Annotated in this window: 14 protein-coding genes; 2 read left to right on the forward strand and 12 right to left on the reverse strand. The window is 54.9% G+C overall.

Annotated elements, in window-relative coordinates; all coding sequences use genetic code 11:
• Nucleotides 1-12: 12 nt before the first annotated feature.
• Both J5M57_RS00870 and J5M57_RS00875 read left to right on the forward strand, forming a co-directional pair.
• Nucleotides 13-2,319 (forward strand): ATP-dependent endonuclease, encoded by a 2,307-nt coding sequence (locus tag J5M57_RS00870; protein WP_347709575.1) that lies wholly within the window; start codon nt 13-15, stop codon nt 2,317-2,319.
• Nucleotides 2,312-4,267, forward strand: coding sequence for a UvrD-helicase domain-containing protein (locus tag J5M57_RS00875; protein WP_207849815.1), 1,956 nt, complete (start codon nt 2,312-2,314; stop codon nt 4,265-4,267). Before J5M57_RS00870 ends, J5M57_RS00875 begins: the two co-directional genes overlap by 8 nt.
• Before the next feature lie 287 nt (nt 4,268-4,554).
• Here J5M57_RS00875 and J5M57_RS00880 read toward each other — a convergent pair whose 3' ends face one another.
• From J5M57_RS00880 to J5M57_RS00935, 12 genes are all read right to left on the reverse strand, one after another.
• Nucleotides 4,555-5,211, reverse strand: coding sequence for a DUF2931 family protein (locus tag J5M57_RS00880; protein ID WP_207849816.1), 657 nt, complete (start codon nt 5,209-5,211; stop codon nt 4,555-4,557).
• Nucleotides 5,212-5,242: 31 nt separating this feature from the next.
• Complete coding sequence (locus tag J5M57_RS00885) at nt 5,243-5,902, reverse strand: DUF2931 family protein (RefSeq protein ID WP_207849817.1); 660 nt, start codon at nt 5,900-5,902, stop codon at nt 5,243-5,245.
• A gap of 11 nt (nt 5,903-5,913) precedes the next feature.
• Nucleotides 5,914-6,567: a DUF2931 family protein gene (locus J5M57_RS00890; RefSeq protein WP_207849818.1), complete on the reverse strand. Its 654-nt coding sequence runs from the start codon at nt 6,565-6,567 to the stop codon at nt 5,914-5,916.
• Nucleotides 6,567-8,108, reverse strand: coding sequence for a DUF2235 domain-containing protein (locus J5M57_RS00895; RefSeq protein WP_207849819.1), 1,542 nt, complete (start codon nt 8,106-8,108; stop codon nt 6,567-6,569). The genes J5M57_RS00890 and J5M57_RS00895 overlap by 1 nt, the downstream gene beginning before the upstream one ends.
• A 140-nt stretch (nt 8,109-8,248) precedes the next feature.
• Nucleotides 8,249-8,611 carry a DUF6124 family protein gene (locus tag J5M57_RS00900; RefSeq protein WP_064587989.1) on the reverse strand — a complete coding sequence of 121 codons (363 nt, stop codon included), beginning with the start codon at nt 8,609-8,611 and terminating at the stop codon, nt 8,249-8,251.
• Between the two features lie 507 nt (nt 8,612-9,118).
• Nucleotides 9,119-9,640 (reverse strand): GNAT family N-acetyltransferase, encoded by a 522-nt coding sequence (locus J5M57_RS00905; protein WP_207849820.1) that lies wholly within the window; start codon nt 9,638-9,640, stop codon nt 9,119-9,121.
• A 52-nt stretch (nt 9,641-9,692) separates the two neighbouring features.
• On the reverse strand, nt 9,693-10,292 hold the full coding sequence (locus J5M57_RS00910; RefSeq protein ID WP_207849821.1) for a GIY-YIG nuclease family protein: 600 nt from the start codon (nt 10,290-10,292) through the stop codon (nt 9,693-9,695).
• A gap of 191 nt (nt 10,293-10,483) precedes the next feature.
• Nucleotides 10,484-10,963, reverse strand: a complete 480-nt coding sequence (locus tag J5M57_RS00915; protein ID WP_207849822.1) for a GNAT family protein — start codon at nt 10,961-10,963, stop codon at nt 10,484-10,486.
• Nucleotides 10,964-10,976: 13 nt separating this feature from the next.
• Nucleotides 10,977-11,189, reverse strand: coding sequence for a DUF4287 domain-containing protein (locus J5M57_RS00920; RefSeq protein ID WP_064587993.1), 213 nt, complete (start codon nt 11,187-11,189; stop codon nt 10,977-10,979).
• Nucleotides 11,190-11,296: 107 nt separating this feature from the next.
• Nucleotides 11,297-12,175 carry a tetratricopeptide repeat protein gene (locus tag J5M57_RS00925; protein ID WP_207849823.1) on the reverse strand — a complete coding sequence of 293 codons (879 nt, stop codon included), beginning with the start codon at nt 12,173-12,175 and terminating at the stop codon, nt 11,297-11,299.
• 64 nt (nt 12,176-12,239) lie between these two features.
• Nucleotides 12,240-13,151: an SEL1-like repeat protein gene (locus tag J5M57_RS00930; protein ID WP_207849824.1), complete on the reverse strand. Its 912-nt coding sequence runs from the start codon at nt 13,149-13,151 to the stop codon at nt 12,240-12,242.
• Between the two features lie 189 nt (nt 13,152-13,340).
• Nucleotides 13,341-13,889 carry a cytochrome b gene (locus J5M57_RS00935; RefSeq protein WP_083368766.1) on the reverse strand — a complete coding sequence of 183 codons (549 nt, stop codon included), beginning with the start codon at nt 13,887-13,889 and terminating at the stop codon, nt 13,341-13,343.
• Nucleotides 13,890-14,055: the final 166 nt, after the last annotated feature.

Below are 14,055 nucleotides of genomic sequence, written 5' to 3' on the forward strand. Positions count from 1 at the left end.
GCGGAGGATTTTGTGCATCTTCACTCGTATCGTCTCAGAAATTTTCGACGTTTAAAGGATGCTCATATTGAGTTGGCTGACGATATCTCAATATTCGTAGGATCGAATAACAGCGGAAAAACATCGGCAACTCAGGCCATTCATGCATTCGTGACGGGTGGAAGGGATCGTTTTAGCCTCTATGATTTCAGCTCTTCATGCTGGAAGAATTTCGATGATGCTGCAAATATCGACTTAGACGGCCCACTACCTGGGGGGGTCTCGCTTCCAAGTATAGATCTTGATCTTTGGTTCGAGGTTGCAGCGCCAGACCTCTATCTAGTGATTCCCTTGCTCCCTAGTACAGCGTGGGAAGGAACCAAGGTTGGTATACGAGTTTCCCTCACTGCTAGAAGCCCCATCAACCTTATTCAAAATTTCCAAGAAGCTAAGGCCAAAGGTACTGTGCAGACAGCGGAACTACCGCCCGAATCGCAATACGTTCCTTGGCCGCGTTCTCTGACGGACTATCTCCAGCGCGAGCTCAAAAGCGAATACGAGCTGCGCTACTTCATCTTAGATCGCTCGCAATTTGATGAGAACTTCCGCGAGATCGGTGATTATGTCCCAGATGAACTAGGAGGAGAGCCAGGCGGCGGAACGATTCTAAAGTCTCTTATTCATATCGACAATCTGGGTGCTCAACGACACCTTGCTGATCCTAATCCGGAAGCTGGCGGAAGATCAGAAGATCTGTCAAAGCGTCTGAGCCGTTTCTACAAACGTAATCTTAATCAGAGGCAGGACGATCACATAGCCCTAAAGGCGCTGTTCGACTCTGAGCAAGCGCTCAACATTCACCTAGATGGCGTATTCAAGCCGACGCTTGATCGGCTCGCCAAGCTTGGCTATCCGGGTGTCAATAATCCGCGATTGAAGATAATGTCAGCGCTAGACCCCGCCCACGTCATGAGTCAGGACGCGCGGGTTCACTACCAGATCGGAGATGGCGAAGACACGGCCACCCTTCCTGATAGTTATAACGGGCTTGGATTCAAGAATTTGATCTACATGGTTGTGGAAATTCTCGATTCCCAAGCTAGGTGGGCGACGATGGACAATCGCCCTCCATTGCACCTGCTTTTTGTTGAGGAACCAGAGGCCCACCTACACGCCCAGCTCCAACAGGTCTTCATCCGAAATATTCTTGAACTTCTGAATATAGAGAGCGATGACGGAAGTATTTTTGGCAGTCAGATGGTCATTACAACCCATTCCCCGCACATCCTTTACGAGAGAGGTTTCAAACCGATCCGCTACTTCCGACGCAAGAAGGTCGGCAACGAACAGTTGACGGAAGTACTAAATTTATCGGCGTTCTACCAATCTCAGCCAGATGATCGTGATTTCCTAGAAAGATATCTTAAGCTGACACACTGTGATCTATTTTTCTCAGATGCCGCCATTCTCGTTGAGGGCAACGTTGAGAGATTGCTCCTACCTGTCATGATTAGGAAAAGCGCGAAGACTCTCCGTTCAGCATGTCTATGTATTTTGGAGGTGGGTGGTGCCTTTGGACACCGTTTCCAGTCGCTCATCGAGTTTCTCGGGCTCACAACACTTATCATCACCGATATTGATAGTGTTGCTCTCGTTGCTCAGGCGGCCGATGAAGACGATGAAGTCGAAGAGTTTGATGTTCCAGCCGACGCGGACGTCGATGCCCCAGGACAGCCTGCGGAAAACCTGCAAGATCCAGCACTTGAACCTATAGTCCCAGCACCTAAGAAGAAATATGGCAAGGCTTGTTTACCTAGTGCGCCAGACGCAGCAACTTCGAATCAGACCCTTATTAAATGGCTTCCGGGAAAGCTCACAATCGAAGACCTGCGTAACGCATCGGATGCGGACAAAACTCACGTGCTCGAAGACGATGCGAAAGTTCGCGTTGCTTATCAGAGTGAACGGGCTATCACTTGGAACGGGGTCACCGAAACCCTCTGCGGGCGTACGCTAGAAGAAGATTTCGGCCTCGAAAACCCGGACTGGTCCCAGGCTATAGCGAGGAAACCTTTAGGCCTGATTGTGAAGGGTGAAATCGCTGGCCCTGCGGCTCTTGCCAAAGGCCTTCATCAGAAGGTTTCGCGGAAGAGTTTCGATAAAACAAAATTCGCTCTCGCCGTTCTCACTGAAGACGAGAACTCTTGGAATGTACCGACTTACATACATGATGGGCTTGTATGGCTGAAAGACGAAATACGGATCGAACTCGAGACCGTGTTGCCAGACGCCATTCTCATCGCCGAAGAAAATGCTGCGATAGGAGACGAGCATGAGTAGCCGAGCGAACAAGCCAGATACTCAGGCCGACATCGACTTGCGAGACTGCCTTGGAAACGTTCCACCACGTAGCTTTATCATGAAGGCTGGTGCGGGTTCCGGAAAAACCACTTCGCTGATCAAAGGACTTTCATCGGTCATCCAAATGCATGGTGAAAAGCTGAAGAAGACTCGTCAGCGCGTTGCCTGCATTACCTACACAGAGATTGCGGCTGGAGAAATTTGGAGGGACGTCGGAAGTGACCCCCTTGTTCATGTCTCGACAATCCACAGTTTCCTGTGGCTGTTGGCTAAGCCTTTCCAGAATGACATTCGCGCCTGGGTAGCGGGACGCATAGTGGAAAAAATTGAGGCCCTTGAAATAAAACGGGCAACCTATGGCCCTAAGGTTCAACAGCGCACGAAGGACAAGGACAGCCGAGACTTAGATCGCCTGCATCGGCAGTCCGGGCGCATCTCTGCCGTCAAAGGATTCCGATACGGTACAGGGAGCAACTACGCAAAGGGTATTCTAGGTCATGACGACATTCTGAAACTCGTCCCCTTTCTCATTGCCGAACGCCCTCTCTTCCGAGCCCTTCTCGCGCGCCAATTCCCGTTCGTATTTGTGGACGAGAGCCAAGATACGACCACCGAGGTTGTGGAAGCTTTGAAGACCGTCGAGCGCGAGCCCGGAGTCACACTTTGCCTTGGCTTCTTTGGCGATCCGATGCAAAGAATCTACGCTACAGGTACTGGACAGGTTGAAGCAGAGCCTACTTGGGCTGACATTCCTAAACCTGAAAATTTCCGGTGCTCATCTAAGGTTCTGAATCTCGCGAATGCAATTCGTCGTGACGGTGATGACCTCGTTCAAATCCCTGGCAAACGGCTGGGGCCTGACGGCATTGTTCAAACTCCTGAAGGTTCGGCTCACCTGTTCATTTTGCCCGCAGACGATACACGCGACGCGAATTTGATTCGAGTACGCGAATGGATGGCGGCATTTACTGGAGATGATCATTGGCGTCTGGGTGATGACGACCACGCGTGGGTAAAGCTACTCGTCATTGTTCATCAGATGGCCGCAAGGCGCTTAGGATTTGGAACCCTCTACGCTGCGCTCAACTCCAAAGCTCCCTCAGCGTTCAAAGATGGCTTTTTAGACGGATCTGCATGGCCTATTTCGCCTTGTGTAAAATTTTTGATTCCGATCGCTATCGCTCATACCAATGGTCGACAGCTTGAAGTAATGCGATTGATCCGAGCCTACTCACTTCTTCTTGATAAAGAATCCCTTGGCCAAGCGAGTGTGGCGGAGCGCCTTAAAGTACTCGGCGAACTTGTTGCTTTGATCGCAGCAGGCATAGCGGGGAATTCGGATGCAACGATCGGCGACCTTTTGAAACAAGTGCATGCCTCTGAGTTACTGATCCTCGACCCAAGATTGGTATCGTATTTGGACCCAAGTGCAACTGTGCCTGTTCAGCCCGGGCCCGAAGTGGGCGAGGACGATGACGACGACTCTCAAGAAGACGATGAGTCCGAAAAGGAAATGGTCTCCATGGATGCTTTTCTAGCGTGTCCCGCAAGCCAGCTTTTGCCTTACCATAACTACATCTCGGAACGCTCACCTTTTTGGACTCAGCAAGGCATAAAAGGTGCTGAGTTCGACAGGGTACTTGTGGTCTTAGATGACGCTGAAAGTAGCCACTTCCAATTCTCCTACGAAAAATACTTAGGCCTTAAAGAGCTATCAGATACCGACAGAAAACATATAGAGGCGGGTGAAGAAACAACAGTGGATCGAACGCGCCGTCTTTTTTATGTGAGTTGCACAAGGGCGCTAAAAGACTTGGCTGTAGTGCTTTTCACGGTTGACCCTGAGAGGGCAGAGGCTCACATACGTCAGCTTGGTCTTTTTGAAGATAAAGCAATCCACACTGGAGCAGTTTTCGGGGCAGCATAAGCGATTCTCGCTTTGATGATCGTGCAAGAGAATTTCCGCTGCCTCATTCAGATTCTTTACGGCGAGCACGCCGTGAACTCTGAGGCAACCGCACATGGCGCTCGCTAATTAATATCGCTTTACCGTGATCAATAAGCCTTGGCGCTCTGAATCGCCCCAGGTTCATAGACAACTTCGAGTGACCGCTTCTGGCCGAAAGCGAACCTTCGTTGAGCTCAGCGTTGACGCGGTAGCTGTCAAAAAGGTGACGGACAAACGCCCTGAAAGACAGGCAAGCGAAGTGTCGCCTACCAACTCCCATACGGAATGCCGTACTTTTCGACATACCGCTTAGCCTTCTCACTTACCGGATAGGCATAACGACCACCGTGCTTCCCTTGTTCCGGCCCCAGAGGCTCTATCTCTCCTTGACCGCGAGAAATCTCAACCGGTTTTCGACATGAATCTCTAACCCATATTTTGAGTACGCCGCCGGGAGCGAGCCCCACGTAAAGTGACGCCATAAAGCGAGCAGTTTTCTCCGGTGTTTCCGGGCAACGCTGGTGTGTTGACTTCACCATCAGTTGCCTGCCCTCTTCCGGAATTTCGATGAAGCCTTTGTAGGTTTTTTGTTCTGTTATGGATTGCCAGCGGACAAAGATCAGTTTTGGAAGATCGGCGCCTGTCACAGGCATCCCGCTCCCCGACACCGTCCCCCAACCACGGGCAGACTCTGTGCTGATATCGGGTTCTCCGCTGGCTGCAGTGCTCTTGCCAGCTCTAAAGAAGACTCTGTTATTGATGTCTTGAACGGAGCTGTCCTCTACCCAGACCTTCATGTAATTCGGCTGAACGAACACTAATTCCCACCATGGATATTTAGGGTCATTTTCGCCTGTTTCTGGGCCACTGCTTTGGCAGCCGGACAACAATAAAGCGCCCAGCAGTGCAATCGTTGCTTTCATTACAGATGATCCATTCAATTATTTTTCACGACTACCAACTTCCATATGGAATGCCGTACTTGTCGATATACCGCTTGGCCTTTTCACTCACCGGATAAGCGTAACGTCCTTCGTCCTTCCCTTGGCTAGGGCCTAGCGGCTCAATTTCGGCCTGTGCTCGAGCGACCTTGACCGGGTGATTACACGAGTCCCTTACCCAAACCTGCACGACACCACCGGGAGCCAGCCCGAGATACACCGATGCCATGAATCTTGCTTCCCGATCGGGAGTTCGCGGGCAGCGCTGATTGACGGACGTCACCATCAACTTTCGGGCTTCCTCTGGAATATCTACCCATGCTTGCCAGGTTTTCTGTTCAACGATTGATTGCCAACGGACCCAGATGCGGACGGGCAGATCTGCTCCCACCACCCTCCTTCCGCTGCCGCCAACTCCGCCTGTCCACCCTCGGGCTGACTCTGTTCCATCTTCAGGCTCTCCCCCAGCAGCAGTGCCGCCGCCGGTTTTGTAGAAAATTCTGTTGTTAACGTCTTGAACAGAACTGTTTTCAACCCAAACCTTCATGTAGTCCGGCTCAATGAACGCCAGCTCCCACCATTCGGACTTCGGGTCATTTTTGGCTGAGAGTGGATCAGCCGCTTGGCATCCTGTGATCAGCAAAACGCAAAGTATCGTTATGAGTTGTTTCATTGACTTAAGGATTACCAACTCCCATAAGGGATGCCGAACTTATCGATATATCGCTTGGACTTTTCACTGACCGGATATGCGTACCGCCCTTGGGTTTTTCCCTGACTCGGCCCTAACGGTTCGATTTCAGCTTTAGCATTTGCCACTTTGATTGGATGGTGGCAGGAGTCTCTAACCCACACTTGTACGATACCTCCGGGAGCCAATCCCAAGTAGACCGAAGATATATAGGTGGCTTTTTGGTCTGGGGTTTTCGCACAGCGCTGGTTGACTGAGGTCAGCATCAATTGTCTGGCTTCTTCGGGTATCTCCACCCATGCGCGATAGGTCTGAGGCTCCACGATGGATTGCCAGCGAACGAAGATTCGTTTTGGGAGATCAGCGCCTACCACTGCTTTGGCGGATGCACCCACTCCATCCCAACCTCGGGCCGATTCTGTACCGTCTTCAGGCTGCCCGCCCGATGCGGTTCCACCGCCAGTGCGTAGAAACGTCTTGCCCTTTATATCTTCCACGGCGCTGTCTTCAACCCAGACCTTCATGTAGTTAGGTTCGGTAAAACCGAGTTCCCACCATGGAGATTTAGGGTCGTTCTTTGCTGAAAGCGGATGGGCATTACAACCGGCCACAAAGAGCGTGCACAGCAGGGCTGCAAATAGCTTCATTACCAAAGCGTCCAATCAGGTACGTGAGGGTGTTTTACCCGGATTGCATCTTCCGTGGGGGCGTTAATGTAAACAGCTCTGATGCCACTCCCATCTCTCCTTCCAAGCGGATGGTTCCAGTTGGCAGACGTGTGAATGTACTTGAGTTTGAGCATTTGCTCCTCCTCTGGCGTGGTGCTGTAGTCGCCGGAGACAAAACGATCACACATAGGCTGAAGTTCTTCAGGAACGGCAAAGTCTGGCGTCTCGGGAATGTCCTCGAAACGAACGCCTTTGGCTTTGGCCAGTTGATGCATCACGCGCAGGCTCACTCTCGACAGCAATCCACTCACCGGACGCTTGAGTTGAACGGCGGCATAGACTCGTTTGACACGAGGACTCAGTCGATCCTGAGGGCTGATCGGCATCAGTAAAGGAGGTGGCGTAACGACTTCCAGCATTTCGGAAGGCCAGCCGCTAGCTAACCACTGGTTTCTGACATTGACCGCATCCTGGTAGATCGATGTGGTGGTGACATCCGCGTAGTTACCCACTTCTAGCGTTTGCATTGGGCTAACGAGCACGCATTCTTCAGCCTCCTCGAGGTAACCCCCACCCACATCAGAATGCACTCCTGGCAAGACTATTTCCGGATGATCCATCGCTACTCGATTGAGAGCAAAGTTAGCCCTGCATTCATCCCGCGCAGCCAACTGCACAACGTCGGTGAAATAACGTCGGTCGAGGTAAAGTTTGATGCCCGTTGCCACTGCACTTTTGACGTTGCCTAAATTGGACCATCCAGCAATCGACGGTACGGTGTCGAACAAACCAATGAAGCCCATGTTGATGTCGCCGTGGTATTGATCGACAAACGTCGAACTGAGGGCATCGGACTTACTGCGGAGAATCTCGCCCAAAGGACCTTGTTTGCCACGCACGATCTCATTGGCGAAATGTCTAGCGGCTGCCGCACCACGACTGAAGCCAAACGTGTCGAAGGTCAACGAAGCAATTTCACTATCGGGATTTTTATCCAATACCTCAGTGATACGCTGTTCGATCAACGCGAAAGAAGATTGGACGCGCCCGGCAACACCGGTTTCGCCACGTCCTGTACCGGCGCCGAATTTACTGTCCTCTTCACCTGAACGGGTGCCTATGCCTTCGACGTAGACCATACCGAAAGCTTTCTTTCGTGGCCCCTCCCCCTCAGCGAATCGCCGTGCCTCATACAGTTCGCTCAGCTTTTTCACGTTGCTGACATCGTTGCCATAACTGCTATCCGGATCACTCATGTAAGGCATGCAACTCGCAGGAATATCCTGCGGCGCAATCGGATGCTGCGCACCACACAGCAGCCCCGCCGCCGTGTTATTCGCATTGTTGCCAGTACCATCAAAGAACACCCCAATCCTCAACGCAATGCCGATTTTCTCAGGCTCGCGCGCAGGCTCTTTCCCGTGCTTCTCATATTCCGCCCAACGCTGGGCATGAATATCGACGGGTTTGGCTTCTTCGTAGCGGTAGTTTTTCGGGGGGTTGGGAACGTAGCCACTCAATCCTTGATTCCTTGTTCTGATCCTTGAAGAACGGGCCGAAGGGTGCCAGCCGAGGGCTCGAGGCGCAAGGCGTGGCCCTGTGCCAGCGCGGTTGAGACCGTGTGGTGCGACGAGGGTTCGGGCCCGTCGCACCGGGGTGGTCAGTGGGCGATTTCGACGTTGTCGAGGGCCTGGTTTACGGCGAGTTCGCCGAGCATGACGACTTGGGCGATGCCCAGTGCGGTTTTGCGGTGAGAGGTGTCGAGCATGGCGGCGAAGTTGTTGAGCATTTCGCTGGCGCAGCCGAGGGTTTCGCTGGCGTTGGCGAGCAGGGATTCGGTGTCGCACTTCGGGTTGGCGAGGAACATGGGTTGGGGTTCATGGGGGCTGGCCATGATTTGAGTGGCCGGGGACAGGTAGTGGTCGAGGGCGCGCTCGGCGGCTTCGTTGAGCTTTTTGGAATCGAGAGATTCGTAGGGGGATGCGAGGTCGGTTTCTGGGGGGTTGGGTGTTGGTTTGATCATGGTGAAGCTCCTACGTCAAAAAAGGGAGCCATCACTCTCGCTACCAAACGAGGGTGGCGGCCATGCGCAGGTTGGTAGACCGGGACGTAGAAAACCGGCGCGCCCGAAGACGCCCTGTGCATGACCACCATAAAGCCGTGCCGGACAGGCACTGCGGAGCATGATGCTTATGCAATCTACGAGAACTCAGGGCTACCAAACCCGATCACTGTTTTTCAGTGACCGACAGACGATAGAACCCGCGACCTAGACGCACAAGCCGGCGGATTCTGGCGTAGTCGTAGGCGATGGCGCAAGACGTTGTAGGGCGTAGGGGGTTACGGAAGGCTTCGTTTAAACAGTGGTGGTTTTACTGTTTATTTCGGTCAGCGGTTGATGGGGTGGATGGACTGGCGTCTTCGCTAGCAGGCTAGCTCCCACAGGGATTTTGGGCTCGGTTGAGATTGATGGTGGCCGGGCTGGCGTCTTCGCGAGCAGGCTCACTCCTACAAGGGGGATGTGGTCGAGTCAGCACGCATCTCGTTGGATGCGGAATATCAGGCTGGGGGCTTTGCCGGGTACGTCGTCCAGCTCATCGATACGGCGCATGCCGATTTTCTCCAGAACGCGGATGGACGCCACATGATCGGGCCTGACCAGGCCGAAGACTTCAGGCAACTCGAGATGATCGAAGGCGTGGGTCAGCGCGGCTTGTGCGGCCTCTGTCGCGTAGCCGTGGCCCCACGCTTGGACGGCGAAGCGATAGCCGAGGTTGATAACCTGTTTGCCCAGGTAGTCGTGGGCGGCGATGCCGGCGAATCCGAGGATCTGCTCAGGGGCTTGTGCGCTGCTGATTGCCCACCATCCGTAGCCGTGGGTTTCCCAGTGTTGCAGCCAGCGATTCAGCAGTGCTTCGGCCTGGGCGACGTCGGTCATGGGGCCGGCGGGGTTGAACAGGTTGTTTTGTGGGTCGCCGAAAATGCTGAAAACGGTGGGCAGGTCTGCTGGCTTTGGGCGTCGGTAGGTCAAGCGTGCGGTTGCTTCTGACATCATCAAACCCTTTGAAAAGTCTCAACAAGGGGCAAGAGCCCCTCATCGCACATCACCGCTCTGAATCGATGTTGAACCAGGGCCGAAGGTGCCCAACCAGTTTGTCTTCGGCAAAGAAACGCTCAGCGACCGCGTTATCCGGAAAGTCATCGCACCAGGAAAACCCGATGTTGTTGTTTATCAATGTCAGGGGATCAGTTTCCCGAGGAAAAACGTGTTCGATGCCAAACCGCAACTGGCATGAGGTTGTTCGAGGCTTGGCCTTATTATTCTGAGTTAACGGTGGGTGCGCGCGACCAGGTGTACCAGGCAAACGGTGTTCCCTCAGCCGACGCTTTAAATCGGTCGCCTTACCGACATACAAACACGGGTACGGTGCGTCTGCCGGCCACCAGTCGTGGTAGCGCACATCGACATCAGAGCCTCCCGGCCCCTTCAGAATAATATGCCGATTAGCGCTCATGAGAAGCTCACGGCAGCCCATCCACCAGAATGCATACACTCCTGCACTCGACGGTACGTTGACAGGGTGATGCCTGGAAACCAGATGCTCGATCCGGTGCACCGCTTTTGCATTGAGCATCTGCTTGGTCAGCGACTGCCAAGCCGCTGCCACCTTTACTGCTCGCGACTCTTCTTTCAATGTGTCCATTCTTGTTCGCTTTGTTGATGAATCATTTACGAGACCGGATTAGCACATCCCTCAACACTTGACGCGTCGACTGACGTGACGCAATCGCTAGCAGGCCAGCTCCCACAGGTTCCGCGCAAGACTTGCGAGCAAGTCCGACCGGACGAACGCCATCGCGGGCAAGCCCGGCTCCCACAGGGATTGGGGGATGACTATTCTCGGCCACGCGTCATGTTGATCAGCGCCACACGCCTGCCACCCGGCGCAGCACGCTCTTCGATGGAGAACGGCACGAAGCCGAGTTTTGGGTAAAGCAGCAACCCCGCGGTGTTTTCGTTGAAGCAGGACAGCTGCACTTCCCTGGCCTGATACTTTTCGAAGCCGACGGCGGTCATGGTTTCGACAATGTAGCGAGCGACACCCTGACCCCGGGCGTATGGCGCGACGATGACGTTGCCGATGCAGCAGACGCCGTCGTGCTCGGCACGGTAGAAGTTGGCGAAGCCGACGAACTCGCCGTTGGCCAGAAAAGCCGTGGAGTCGAAGCGCTGACTGATCGCGGTGTGCATCTGCTCTTCCGTCAGCGGGAAGCTCGCTTTCGGGAACATGAAGAACAGCTCTTGTTCGCCTTGCGGAAAGCTGCAGATCGTTTTGACGTCGTCGGCCGTCACTGGCCGGTGGGAGAAATTCATCGCTGCCCTGCCCTCACTTTTTAACCGTCAGATGATGCGCAACCAAGGCGTTGGCATGACCGTGGCCCATGCCGTGTTCCTCCTTGAGCCACGCCACCAGCTCCATGTGCTTCTTGTCGGTGATGCCGGCGAGCAGGTTCAGCCAGTGCTCGATAGGCTGGCCGTATTTCTTTTCGATAGCGGGAAAGTACGACGCCGGGCCTTTTACCTTGTTGTCTTCGCTCATGCTGCCAGCTCCCTTGGGTGACGACGGAGGGTCGGCGGACGCTCCTTGTCGGCAGGTCATAGAGTGGACGCGGGACGCTGTTCCGGCAAGTGGCCCGGCCAGCCCGATCAGTTCACGCCGACCTTCACCGGGAATTCGGATGACCACGATTCCTGCCCTGCTTTGAGGATCGGCAGCGCGGGATAGCGGTATTCGCTGAGGGCCTTGAGTACGGCCTGGTCCACGTCGTGATTGCCAGAACTTTCGACCAAGGTGAGTTGCGGCACCAGCGAACCGGGTTTGCCTTTCGCCTCCAACGTGACCGGTTTACTAGCGGTGCCGGGTTTGATCTGTCTGTTCAACAGCAACTCGGTGTCGTACACCGTACTTGCGAGACTGGTGCTAACAGCGTCGTACCATTTTTCGTTGTAGCGCTGTGTCTGTTCGGCAGTCAGGGTCAACCCCTGGGCGCGGACTCGTTGCACGCCGACCCACGCCTGGTCATCGATTTGCTGTGTGGCATTGAGGTAATGCGTCAGTGCCCCGGACAGGTCTTGCGGGCCACCTCGGCCCTCTTCCATCAACCGGGCCAGCGCGAACTCACTCTTGGCGCTCTCTCGGTGTGCGAGCGCCAACTGATAAAGCCGTCGCGCCTCGACAGCGTCGGGCGCCTGCCCGCGGCCCTCCTCGGCCATGCGCGCCAGTTGCTCATAACCGGCGCCGTCCACCGTAGCGACAGACTCATACAGGGAGCGCGCCTTGCGCACATCCGGCGATAAACCGCCACGACCAAACTCATACAAAGCGCCGAGCGCAAGCTTGCAGTTGAGGTTGCCGTTGTTGCTGGCATCGCGGATGTAGTCGACGCGGTCAGCGGAAAGGTCACTCACCTTGGCGAACAGCAGGCAGCGAGTGCCGGTGAGGCTTGCTTCCTGAGGAGTGGGTGGAGTGGTTTTGCAGCCTGCAACGAGGATCGTGAGGGCCAGAATAGCAACTGCCTTGTTCATGAGTGTCATCCGTTCATATCGCTTTAAGGTGCCACGGTTGGAGCTGATTCAATCGAGGGAAGACTCAGTTCTTTCTGCTCTCGTCAAATCGCTGCCGCGGACTCTTGCCGTCGGTCCTGACGACCGGGATCGCCTGATAGCTCTTCTGGCCCGGTGGCATGATCGGGTCACCGGGAAAGCGATAATCGCTGAAGGCCTGCATGACTCTTTGATCAAGGGCGCTATCGCCCGAGCTTTGCCGTATCGAAACCACCGGGGCCAATGCGCCGGGGGTGTGCTCCAGCTGTACTTGCACCGGTTTGGTGGCAGACGTCGAATTGACGTTGTTCTCTAGAGTCTTCTCTATGGCGGCGACCCGTTTCTTGAGGCCGCTTTGCACGCTGCTGACAAAGAGATTGTTATAGCGCTGTTGCTGCTCGATCGTCAGAGGCAAGCCTTTGGCGCGCAGGCGTTCGATGCCTTGCCACGCGTCATCACCGAGATACTGCGTGGCGTTGAAGTAATGCGTCAGCGCACCTTGCAGATCCTGCGGGCCACCGCGCCCGTCCTCCATGTATTTGGCCAGTTTGGCTTCACTGCGCTGCTGCTCGGGCTTGCTCACGGCACGCTGATAAAACTGCCGCGCATCGGTGTCATTGACCGGCCCGCCGATGCCTTCTTCGGCCATGCGCCCAAGTTGACCGTAGGCGCTGGCGTCTTTATCGGCTACGGATTGATAGAGGGCCTTGGCTTTGGAAAAGTCCTGCGGTACACCGCGCCCCTTCTCGTACAGGTCGCCCAGCATGATCGTGCACGGCAGGTTACCGTTCTGACTCAGGTCGCGGATATAGCTGACTTCCAGCGAGGTGATGGCTTTATCATCCCAGTAGGCGAAGCAACGCAGAGCGGGAAAATCTGCGACCTGGGTATAAGAACTGTTGGATTTGCAGCCTGCGACGAGGGCGGTAAGCGCCAGTAGAGCAACAACCTTGTTCATGAACGGCATCCGTTGAAATCGTGCAGATTTCATCGGCAGGCAGGTGCAAAACCTGAAGCGTCGATTACTTGAACACACCACAAAACTTGTAGGAGTGAGCCTGCTCGCGATGGCGTCTGTTCAGTCGACACTCATGCTGACGGGTCTACCGCTATCGCGAGCAGGCTCACTCCTACAGGTGGATCAAGGTTAATCCGTACGGCCCGGCAACATCCGCACCAGCGTGTTATCCCGCACCCAGTAGTGGTGAAACAGCCCCGCCGCCGCGTGCAGGCCGATCAGCCAGTAGCCCGCGCTGCCCAGCGTTTCATGCCAGTACTTGAGTTGTTTGGCGAAGTCCGGGTCGATCGCCACCGGCGCCGGGACGTGGAAGCCGAAGTACGGGAACGGTTTGTCGGCGGCGGCGAGCATCAGCCAGGCGAGGATCGGCGTGGCGATCATCAGCCCGTACAGCGCCAGGTGCATCAGGTGCGAGATGCCGGTCTGCCAGGCCGGTGGCTTGGGAGTGATCGGCGGGCGTGGGCTCAGGCGGCCGAGCAGGCGCACCCAGACCAGGACGAAAATGCTCGTGCCGAACAGGCCGTGGAAGCCCATCAGCAGGCCGCGCGCTTCGCTGCCCTTGGGCATGAAGCCCTTGATTTCGACGCAGGCATACACGCCGACGAACAGCGCCAGCATCAGCCAATGCAACGTAATTGACAGTTTTCCATAACGCGGTACGGCGTTGTCGCGGGTCATGATTAGCGCCTCGATAGTGTCGTGAGCGACGGTCGATTCGTTCGACCGCCTCGATCCGGTGCCGGGCGAACCGACGGTGCCACCCTGCCCGCCCAGCCTTAAGACAGTCTGAAGACAGACTGCTTCGTTAACATTTTTTCACCTTCAGACTTCGTTAAGAAATGCC

This window comes from Pseudomonas sp. 86_A (genome assembly GCF_017491705.1).
Lineage (GTDB): Bacteria > Pseudomonadota > Gammaproteobacteria > Pseudomonadales > Pseudomonadaceae > Aquipseudomonas > Aquipseudomonas koreensis.

Excerpts from the sequence above, each read along its gene's own strand:
- J5M57_RS00875 (WP_207849815.1), top strand. The coding sequence starts at position 2,312 with ATGAGTAGCCGAGCGAACAAGCCAGATACTCAGGCCGACATCGACTTG.
- J5M57_RS00880 (WP_207849816.1), bottom strand. The coding sequence starts at position 5,211 with ATGAAAGCAACGATTGCACTGCTGGGCGCTTTATTGTTGTCCGGCTGC.
- J5M57_RS00885 (WP_207849817.1), bottom strand. The coding sequence starts at position 5,902 with ATGAAACAACTCATAACGATACTTTGCGTTTTGCTGATCACAGGATGC.
- J5M57_RS00890 (WP_207849818.1), bottom strand. The coding sequence starts at position 6,567 with ATGAAGCTATTTGCAGCCCTGCTGTGCACGCTCTTTGTGGCCGGTTGT.
- J5M57_RS00900 (WP_064587989.1), bottom strand. The coding sequence starts at position 8,611 with ATGATCAAACCAACACCCAACCCCCCAGAAACCGACCTCGCATCCCCC.
- J5M57_RS00905 (WP_207849820.1), bottom strand. The coding sequence starts at position 9,640 with ATGTCAGAAGCAACCGCACGCTTGACCTACCGACGCCCAAAGCCAGCA.
- J5M57_RS00910 (WP_207849821.1), bottom strand. The coding sequence starts at position 10,292 with ATGGACACATTGAAAGAAGAGTCGCGAGCAGTAAAGGTGGCAGCGGCT.
- J5M57_RS00915 (WP_207849822.1), bottom strand. The coding sequence starts at position 10,963 with ATGAATTTCTCCCACCGGCCAGTGACGGCCGACGACGTCAAAACGATC.
- J5M57_RS00920 (WP_064587993.1), bottom strand. The coding sequence starts at position 11,189 with ATGAGCGAAGACAACAAGGTAAAAGGCCCGGCGTCGTACTTTCCCGCT.
- J5M57_RS00925 (WP_207849823.1), bottom strand. The coding sequence starts at position 12,175 with ATGAACAAGGCAGTTGCTATTCTGGCCCTCACGATCCTCGTTGCAGGC.
- J5M57_RS00930 (WP_207849824.1), bottom strand. The coding sequence starts at position 13,151 with ATGAACAAGGTTGTTGCTCTACTGGCGCTTACCGCCCTCGTCGCAGGC.
- J5M57_RS00935 (WP_083368766.1), bottom strand. The coding sequence starts at position 13,889 with ATGACCCGCGACAACGCCGTACCGCGTTATGGAAAACTGTCAATTACG.